The sequence below is a fragment of the Streptomyces sp. NPDC004435 genome, assembly GCF_042873895.1.
Classification (GTDB): domain Bacteria; phylum Actinomycetota; class Actinomycetes; order Streptomycetales; family Streptomycetaceae; genus Streptomyces.
Genome location: NZ_JBIAMB010000016.1, coordinates 229,905 through 239,599, shown reverse-complemented (window position 1 = coordinate 239,599; position 9,695 = coordinate 229,905). Strand labels below are relative to the sequence as shown.

Genomic DNA, 9,695 nt, shown 5'->3' with positions numbered 1-9,695 from the left:
TTCACGCCGTGACGGCGGTGCTTCTGGGAGAAGTCGGCCCGGCTGTCGCCGACCCGGTCGCACTCGGCGAGCGTCCCGTCGAGCAGGACATGATCAGGATCGGCCTCGCGCAGAGCCCGCAGCAGGCCGGGTGCCCGACCGGACAGGTGCTGGACGACGGCTGTGACGTAGGCGTGGGCGGTGCCGACGGATATACCGAAGCCGACGGCGATCTGCGCGAGCGTGTCGTGCCGGCGGAGGTAGACCAGGCCGACGAGGGCACGCTGGTGGGGCGGAAGCTTGCAGCGGCGGTCACCCTCACGGGTGACGATGAGCATGGATACCCACTCGACGAGAGCATGAGGCAGGTCGAGTGCGGCAGGATGGGGAACCAATAGGGCTCCTGTGCCGATGGGTTGAGACTTCGAACACCTCCCTCAACGGCGCGGGAGCCCTGTGCGTTGCGGTCCTCATCCTGACTCGGTCTGGGTCACTCGATCAGTGGCCACTCTGAAAGAGCTCAGTGACTGTTACTCCCGGACCTGTCAGTTGCTCCATCCACCGCCCGGCCCGCTCGGCCGGGCTGCCGGGCCCGTCCAGTGCGAAGCGCGCCAGCAGCCAATCGCCCTCGACATCGGCGAAGCTGCTGTACCGGCTCAGATCCATACCGGCTTCGGTCAGACGCCGTTGATGCTCCTGAGCCCACCGCTCACCGTTCTCGGCCCGCCACTCCAGCCAGGACAAGGCCGCCATCCGCGCGGGACCGAGCAGGACACTGCCTTGGCTCAGGCTCCACGTACCGCCCTGCGAGCGCACTGCGGCCAGTGACACCACGACGGCACTGGCCGGATCCGCGTCCAGCCGGCTCAGCAGGTTGATGAAGAGTGGGCTCGGCACAGATCGCATCCCCGTATTGTCCCTCCTGGCCACATCCACAGTCAGCCGGGTCCGGCGGGGGAGGAGAGGAGACATCTCACCTCCATGGCACGCCGCCTCCACACCCCGCAGCGTCAGCGCTTCAAGGCCGCGGGCTTGGGGAGCATGACCGCATGAGGGTGAGGGCCTGCCGCCTGTAGTGGGCCTCGCCCAGGGCAGGAAACCCAGGTCCGCCCGCACCGCGACCGTCGGCCAAAGCGAGCTTCGTCCCGCCGATAGCAGCCCAGCAGAGAGTGAAGACAGAACAGACACAGGCGCCTCCAGCGCTACCGACGTACTCGGCTGGGCTGGGATAGATTCGGCTGATCTCTGGTGGAGGGGGTCGTGTGCGCCTGGCAAGGTTCTGCGTTCCGGCGAATGATGCCGTGCCCGTCGACGAGGAAGGATTCCTGCTGGACCCCGAGACGTGGGGCTTCACTGGCGGGGGACGGGGCGATGTTGTTCCCCTCAGCGAGGCCTGCGCCCACTCTGCAGTGCTTCTGGGCGAGGCCGGCATCGGCAAGTCGCACGCGCTGACCACAGCCCTCGGTCCGGGGAGTTCCGCTGTACGTTGGGAAGCGTCCGGACGAGTCGATCTCGGACAGGTCTCCCGGTTCGACGACCTGGTCCGCAAGGCCCGGCCTGTCCTTGACAGACTCGATCCCTCTACATCGGCGCTATCAGCCCCAGCCACCGGCATCGAGCAGCCGAAACCATTTCTCCTGGTTCTCGACGGAGTCGACGAATGCCAGGCCACAGCAAAAGAGATCGCCGGCTGGTTCACCGACGTCGCTGCCCAGTACGACTGCTCCCCACTGCAGGTTCTCATCGCCTGCCGCGGGATGGCCTACAACGACATCCTGCGGCAGGCAGCTGCCGAGGCTTTCGGTATTACAGACGCCCGCACCTACACCCTCGCACCACTGCGTCGCTCTGACCTGATCACGGCGGCTACGGCCCGAGACCTCAACGGTGCCCGTTTCCTCCAGGCGGTCACCGAAGCCGATGCCCAGGCACTCGCCCGAACCCCGCTGACCCTCCAGTTGCTCCTGGACATGTTCGCCGCCGACCAGACGCTACCCACCAGCCGCACAGCCCTGTACGCCCTTGCACTCCCACACGCACTCATGAGTCAGGGGGAAGACCGGGACCCGGTTGACCTTGAGGGAACTCAGGAGCAGAGGTTCGCCACAGCTGCCCGCCTCGCCTGCTACTGCCTCCTCACCGGTGCATCCGGCGTCAGCACACGACGCCAGAAAGCCCCTGGCACCAACCTTTTGCCCATCGACACGTTTCTAGGGGCCGAGGAGGGCACACCCCAGGGAAGCTTCGTCATCGAGCGCCCGATCATCGAGAGCGTCCTGAACAGCCCCCTGTTCGCCAGCCACGGCCCCGAAGCGGCAGGGGCCGCCCATGCATCCATCGCCTCCTACCTAGCCGCCCGCTACCTCGTAAACCATGGCCTGCCTGAAGAGCAACTCCGCGCACTCCTCCTTCACCAAGGCGAAATCGGCGAGCCAGGCATCCCAGGGGATCTGCACGAGCTGGCCGCCTGGCTCATCGCCCTAAGACCCGAACACGGACCCTGGCTGATCAGGGCCGATCCCGAAGCCATCGCCTCCTACAGCTCCTACATCGACGATGAGCACTGTCGAGAGGCGATGGTCGACGGCTTGCTGGAGCAGATCAGGCAGAAGTCATCCCGCCATGGGCCCTGGTGGAAGGCTTCGAGTCTCAGCCATCCCGGCCTGGCTGCCCAGCTACGACATGTTCTTGACGCTGCGACACGTGACCCCAGCCAGCCATCGGACGAGGAAGTCCAGTTTGCCCTGACCTTGATCGCAACGAACAACCTGACTGAGCTGCTCGGCGCCGTGACGAGCATCGCCCTCGACGAGAGACAGGCGTACATCCTGCGCCTCGATGCCGTCCATGTTGCCGACAGACTGGACCGCGAGGCCGCAGCCTCAGCACTCACGCCACTGCTGGCAGAACTCGCTCAGCATCCCGAGCGCGACCCCAATGACTCTCTCCGCGGGGCCGTTCTGGAAGGGTGCCGGCCCTGGCTGGGGACTGCCGAGCTTCTCGCAGCCCTCACACCCCCGCAGACCTCCATGAGCCTCTACACGCGCTTCTGCCGAGAACTGCCGCTCACTCTAAGCGAGGGTGAGATCGCTCCGTTCCTGGACTGGGCCACAGGAAACCAGATTCCCTTCAGCACCCACTGGAGCGCATGGTCCAACGCGGAAGAGATGGCCCAAGCGCTTGCGGACCGCGCACTGACGGGTCCATCTGCAGAGCAGCACCTTCCCGCACTGGCGGCATGGCTGCACCCGTACCTGCGCACCTATCCCCGCTTGGAGGTCCCGGCACCCCTATGCACGTCACCAGGCGACGGCAGGGCACACGCACAGGCACAGCATCTGCGTCGCGCCCTCGTCGCTCAGCTCATCGACATTGCTGCGGACTCCGAGGACGCCTATCTTCTGGCCGAGGGATGGCAAGAGCCCCGCAGGCACGGCTCGCGGGCCTCTGGCGCTGGCCGAGTGTCCGACGGAAAGGGGCCGCACGAGGGCCGCAGCAGCCTCCTCGACGCCGATGATCTTTCCTGGCTCATCGAGCTGGAAGGAGGCCTGACGGACGCGAAGGCCGCGCACGTGTGGCCCGCCCTGTGCTTCGTATGGAGTCTCGCCTCCGCCACAGAAGCCGGCCAGGAGACCGCATGGGCCACGCACGAGACCAGAGTATGGAAGGAGGTGTTCGCCAGTTCGTTCGACGCCGTGCCGATCGACGGGGATGCAGCCGACCGCTCCAGGAACAGGATGGCCAGGCGCCGCCCGGGCCCTCGTGAGTGGGAAGGCTTCGCCGAATACGTGACTGCAACCTGCGATTGCCTCACACAAGCGGAGACCGGCGATGCCGCTAGTTTCGTGTCCCTGTGTCGCTACCTCCTGCACAACCCAGACACAGGGCAGCTCGCCTCGCAGCTCCCGGGAAATCTCCTCGACGCACCCGGCACCAGCATCCTCCCCGCCGATCACGAGCCCCGCCTGCGTGAGGCAGCACGCCGTTTCGCCGCTGAGTCCCTGCCGGCCGACGACAACTGGATCGGTACGCCCGGCATTCCCTGGCGCCCCTGGGCGGCGGTGCTCGCCTTTACCCTCCTGCTCGACAGCGACGTAGAATCAGCCGCCATTCCCCCCGCGCACTGGCGGGCCTGGGCCCCCACCCTGCTGGCCTTTCCCTCCGAAGACAACACCGCCAGAAACACCCTGCCCCGCGCACGGCTGCTGGAACGAGCCCTCCCGCACGCTTCTGACGAGCTCACGAGCACCTACCTGACCCTCGCCCGCACCTCCTACGAGGAGCAACGGCACTTTGTCGCGATCGACCTGGCGGAAAGCATCTGGACGCCGGCGCTCGAGGCAGCGTTGGTGAACCTCCTGACAGATCTCACCCAGCAGGCGCACCAGAATGCCCCTCACCCCGTCACAGGACCCGAAGGGCACAACGCCCTGGCTTCCCTGCTGTCCCGGTTGCTGAAGCACGCGACACCTGATACCCGCCGGGGCGTTCTGACTCGCTTCGGCGAGCCCCTGGCCACCTCCAGCCCCACACGCGACGCTCGCCTCGATGCCGTCTACCTAAGCATTTTCCTCACGGAGACACCCACGGAGATCTGGCCGACAGCCCACCAGCGACTGCGCAGCGATCCCGGCCTCGTGGACAGCGCTACCGCCCGCATCCTGCACACCCACAGCACAGCGCCCTGGGTTGCGAAACTGCCCACCCAAGCTGTGGGCGAACTCGCTGCCATCCTCCTCAACGCCTACCCGCCCACCAACGCTTCCGCCACCGGTCCGCGATCACACGGCAGTGGAACAGAACGCCGGGACGCAGTACTCGACCACCTGTCCTCCCGGGGAACGGCCGAGGCTGTCCGCCTCCTGCGCGAACTGCACAAAGAATGGCCCGATGTCAGCATCGTCCAGAGACTGATGCACGAAGCGCAGCGCACCTATCGAGAGCAATCATGGGGCCGGCCCAATGCGGCCGAACTCAGAGCACTGGTCCAAGACCCCCGTCGACGACTGATCAAGGACGGCGCCGACCTGCTGGACCTGGTTGTCTCCCTGTTGAAGAACATCCAGCACGACCTCACGCAGGGAACACTGCCCGCAACGATATTCTGGAACGAAACCGAGCTGGAAACCCTGCCCGGCGGCAAGAGAAGCAAGCAACGGCTCTGGTTCCCCAAAGACGAAAACCTGATCTCCGACTACCTCGCCTACAGTCTGAGGCAAAGCCTTGCTCAGAGCGGCATCCTCATCGACCGTGAGGTGCAGATCAACCGCAACAGCAAAGGCGCCGGCGACCGCATCGATCTCCTCCTGCAGGCCCCCGCCCAGGCCGACCCCGCCCACGCACCCCGCCTGCCCGACGCACCCCTCGCCCAGGCGGCCATCGAGGTGAAGGGGAACTGGCACCCCCATCTCAAGACCGCGATGGAGAACCAACTTGTCGACGACTACCTCCCCACGCTGAACACCCGCCACGGCCTCTACCTGATCGCCTATTTCCCCAACGACCAGTGGACGGCTGCCGAGCGCAAGCCACCTGCCGCAGGGCAGACACCACAAGCACTGGGGGAGACCTACAACACCCAAGCCGATCAGCTCAGCCAAACCCGTGATCTGGACATCCGTGCCTTCGTGCTCGACTGCACCGCACGCAGGCCGGCCCAGCGCAACACTTGACTTCAACCAACCCATCGAAGCAGGGCTTTCCGCCGTGGTGGCCACCGAACGCCACATCCCGCATGACCGACGAAACCCCGGCGAACACCTCTCGCGTTTCGGGGGTCTCATCGCTACCGGACACCACAGGCCGGGCCATCGACCGATCACGCCCAGGACGCCGGACACCGCACTGACCGATGTCACAGCTGCGAGGTAGCGTCAGCGCATGTACATGAAGGCGGAGCCTGACGAGGCATGGGAGAAGCTGGGTGCGAGCCGGGCCGACCCGCCCGGGAAGGCCAGCAGCGGGCAACGCCGGAAGACGTACGTAGCGGCACTGGAACAAGCAGAGCAGATGTTTCGCGCGGCTGCCGTGGTGGGCCCGGCCACTCGGCCCCTGCAGGTCTTCTACGGCCTGAGCCAGGCCGGCCGCGCCATCGCCGCCGCAGCGGTCGACCTCAAGAGCGAGGACTGGCGGCTCGAGGGCCATGGCATCAAAGCGAGCGGCTATGACAAGCCCTTCGCCGACATCGAGATCCGCACCGACCCCGCCACATCACGGGGCAGCTTCGTCCGCCTGAGCCAACTCCTTGAATCACCGGTCTGGGGCAAGACCGACCCGGTGCGCCTCGAGGACGTCTGGGACATGCTGCCGGTCAACCTCAAGTACCCGCTCACCGGACGGGACCGTCATCCCGCTCTGCACATGGACGAGCTCAGCATGCACGACGACCCCGACTCTGGCATGCAGGCATCCGTCTGCGACATCCCGGACTGGGCCATCCACGACGGCAGCACGGAAACACTAAGCGCCTTCTTCGCGAGATACCCGGGCCTTGACCGAAACCGCGAGTACGACCGCGGACACCTTGACCCTGACGGGCCGCCGAGCTTCACCCGTTACCGCAACGGTGGCGGGGAAATCGAGGTGAGCTGGCCCCCGCTCCAAGGCCACGCACCCTCCGGGGACGGGCCGTCACATATGCGACGCCTCACTTGCGGTCACGGTCCGGCGCGCTACTTCGTGCCGTCACTCTCGCAAGAAGGCCGCGCACCCCACTTTTTGATGGCCTGGTGGTCGGTGGTGTACACGCTTTCCATGCTGGCCCGCTATGAACCCGCCACCTGGGCCGGACTCATCAGCGTTGACACCAGCCCTCACGCCGTTCCCATCGAAAGTGTGCTGAGCGCGCCATCGGCTCTCTCCCCGGCCTCATCCTCGGCACCATCGAAGAGGTCTCGAACTGACGCTGCAGACGATGAACCCATCAGACGCCGACAGTATGCGCACAGACAGAAATGATCCCGCTCCATGACCTCATACGCCTTCAAGCTGTCCTACTCGCAGATCAGCTGCCAGGGATGCGGCATCAGCCGCATCCGGGGCGTCGACTGCCCGGACTGTGGCCACCGTCCCCAGCCGTGGGAGGTCGACACGGCCGGCCGTGCCCGCCGCGAAGCCGCCGCCCAGGCGCGGAAGCTGCTGGCGCAGCCCGTCCCTCCGCTGCCCAACGGCCCACTCGGAGTCCCCGAGACCCTGCATGCTGCCCTCTTCAAGCGCCTTGCCACATGGTGCAGCGGCTTCTTTACGGCAGTAGCAGAAACAGCACAGGCCACCGAGCATGGAGCGGCAGACCTCAAGGCCCGCGTCGCCGAGTTCACCGAACTGCGCGCCATGGTGCACAACACCGACGCCAGACGCCCACTGAAAGTACTGCTCACCACCCTGCGTGAGCTTGTCGCCGAGCTGACCTCGATGATCGACGCCTACCTCGCCGCGCTCCTGGCCTCCACCCCCCTGGAAGCACAGAAACACGGGATACAGGCCCAAAGCCACCACGACCGCGCCGCAGAACTCATCGAGGCAGCCAACACGACGGCCGACGGAGCGCACCTGCTGTCCGCCGAGCGGGACACCGCGCGGATCCAGACGATCCTCCTGGCCCGCGCGCTGCGTACCTACCAGGTGCCCGATCTGCTGGCCCTGGACGCAGCAGCCCGGGACCAGCTCCAGGGCGTCACCGGCTCACGAGGCGTCGACGGCTCTGGAGTCATGTTTGCCATCGGGCAGGTCCTGGCCCGGAGCATCTTCGACCCAGAGCGCTTCCGTGAGGTCATGCGCCTTGCCTATGACGTGTTCCGCTCCAACCCCGAGGTCTTGCGGACGCTGGCACAAGAACCGGTCTTCGAAAGCGACTTCAAGCGCGCCCTCCACGAGCTCTTCGACGGCTCGATGGAAGCAGTCCACGCCGTCGACCACGCCACCCACTCCCGGCAGGCCGGCCGAGCCCTGCTCGGCATCGCCATGGCCCAGGTCGAAGGACCAGGCCAGGTCATCGCCTCCGCCCTCCTGCTGGCCTGTGGCCGCAAAACGGCCGCCTACACGAACCTCCGGCACAAGAACGCCACCGAACTCATCACCGCAGCGCAACAGGAACCAGCCCTGCACGGCCTCCTCGACGGGCTGGACAACGACCTGCGCACCGGCCGCGCCCACGCCCTGGCCCACTACGACGACACCGGTGTGGTCATTGAGCGGAAGAAAACCACCCGCACCGTGACGTGGCGCGACGTCATCGACGGAGTCTTCCAGGGCTACGAAAGCATCCACGCCTGCCAGCTGGCGCTGTGGCAGGCCATGGGCGAGCTCGGGTTCACCAACTTTGCCACCGAAGACCTCTGGTCCGCACTGGGCCTCACCCCCGAGCAAATGATCACCGTGATGCTGGGGAACTGCGGCTACCAGGACATCGCCGTCACACCAGGGGAGAGGCACTGGAAGGTGGAAGCCCGGACAGGAACCACTCCCGCGCTCACCACTCACCTGGCCCTCATCCGCCCCTACCTGCCAGCCCACGTGGACGAGCTCAGCTTCACCGTGCACCAGAGAGACGAGGTCCACACACTGACCGGCCCCCTCGCTCCCTGGCACGAAGTCGCGACAGCACCCCAGGACAGCGAGGCGAAAATGATGGCCTACCTCCGAGCCCAGCTCGCATGGACATACGACAACACCCCCGTCCTCTCCACCCACCACTTGCGCCGATGGACCGCCCTGCAAGCCGAGCAAACCATGCACCAGGCACCCGCAGAAGCCATCACCCGCCTGCGCAGCTTCCGGGACCTGGCAAAGTTCGCAGGCGATGACGAGCTCGCCTGGGCACTCACTGGAGTCATCCGGTACAAGCGCCTCGGGAAGACGTCAGCCCGGGCAACAGCCGAACTGTCTCGTATGCGTTCCTGGTGCAGCCTTCGGGCCGAACTTCCCGAGTGGCTCTGAACCCCAGAACACCGAACACAGGCACTCGCCGCCCCTCCGGCTCCGCCACAGTGATGCCAGGTTCCCCACCACACCGGCTTGGTGGCCGTCTGACCCCTTTCCTCGCCCGTGCTGCCGACCTCACCCCCGGGCCGGCTGCGGGACGCCGGGTGTTCTGCAGGAGATCGCTGAGGTCTTGTGGCAAGGTTCGAGTCGGGTACAGCCTGGGGAGTTACGAAGGAGGGCTGATGAGCGTTCCCTCTGCACGCGGCCGTTCTGGCCGCAGTGAGCGACCTGCCGCTGGCCAGCCCGCTGACGGCACCCTGATCCCCATCGACCGCATCCGTGCGGACGAGCCGTACTACTCGATGAAGCACCGCCGACATGGCATGAACGTGCAGGTCATCGCCCGCCCGACGGCACACCACTGTGGTATCCCGCGCGACACCGGGACGCACCCACGATCTGACCGCAGCCCGATCCCACGGCATCGTCCAGGCCTGCCTCACCCGGCAGATCCTCGTCCTGGCCGACCGCGCTTACCAGGGTGCCGGCGCCACCGCCCGCACCCCGTACAAGAGCCACCGCGAACACCCCGAGCGCTACCAGCAGTTCAACCGCGACCACGCACGGCTGAGAGCACCCGGCGAACGGGCCTTCGCGCGGTTGAAGTCCTGGCGGATCCTCCTCCGCCGGGCCCGATGCTCCACCCGACGCATCGGCACCATCGTCCAAGCCATCCACACTCTCCTGACCTGCAACTATTCAGGATGTAAAAGGCTCAGTAACGGGACACGGCAGAT

Annotated in this window: 5 protein-coding genes and 1 pseudogene; 4 read left to right on the top strand and 2 right to left on the bottom strand. The window is 66.3% G+C overall.

Annotated features, from left to right (window positions below; genetic code table 11):
- Both ACFYT9_RS27435 and ACFYT9_RS27430 read right to left on the bottom strand, forming a co-directional pair.
- On the bottom strand, positions 1-374 hold a 374-nt coding region (locus ACFYT9_RS27435), incomplete at its 3' end, for a transposase family protein (RefSeq protein WP_389168300.1).
- Between the two features lie 103 nt (positions 375-477).
- A complete protein-coding gene (locus ACFYT9_RS27430) occupies positions 478-885 on the bottom strand; it encodes a hypothetical protein (RefSeq protein WP_389168298.1) in 408 nt (135 codons plus the stop codon).
- Positions 886-1,280: 395 nt separating this feature from the next.
- On the opposite strand from ACFYT9_RS27430, the gene ACFYT9_RS27425 reads away from it, so the two are divergent.
- From ACFYT9_RS27425 to ACFYT9_RS27410, 4 genes and pseudogenes are all read left to right on the top strand, one after another.
- On the top strand, positions 1,281-5,651 hold the full coding sequence (locus ACFYT9_RS27425; protein WP_389168296.1) for a hypothetical protein: 4,371 nt from the start codon (positions 1,281-1,283) through the stop codon (positions 5,649-5,651).
- 208 nt (positions 5,652-5,859) lie between these two features.
- Positions 5,860-6,936 carry a YaaC family protein gene (locus ACFYT9_RS27420; protein WP_389168295.1) on the top strand — a complete coding sequence of 359 codons (1,077 nt, stop codon included), beginning with the start codon at positions 5,860-5,862 and terminating at the stop codon, positions 6,934-6,936.
- Between the two features lie 9 nt (positions 6,937-6,945).
- The gene (locus ACFYT9_RS27415) at positions 6,946-8,913 is read left to right on the top strand and encodes a hypothetical protein (protein WP_389168293.1); all 1,968 of its coding nucleotides are present in this window, start codon (positions 6,946-6,948) and stop codon (positions 8,911-8,913) included.
- Positions 8,914-9,206: 293 nt separating this feature from the next.
- Positions 9,207-9,663: pseudogene (locus ACFYT9_RS27410) on the top strand (transposase family protein); the annotation flags it as partial.
- Between the last annotated feature and the right edge of the window lie 32 nt (positions 9,664-9,695).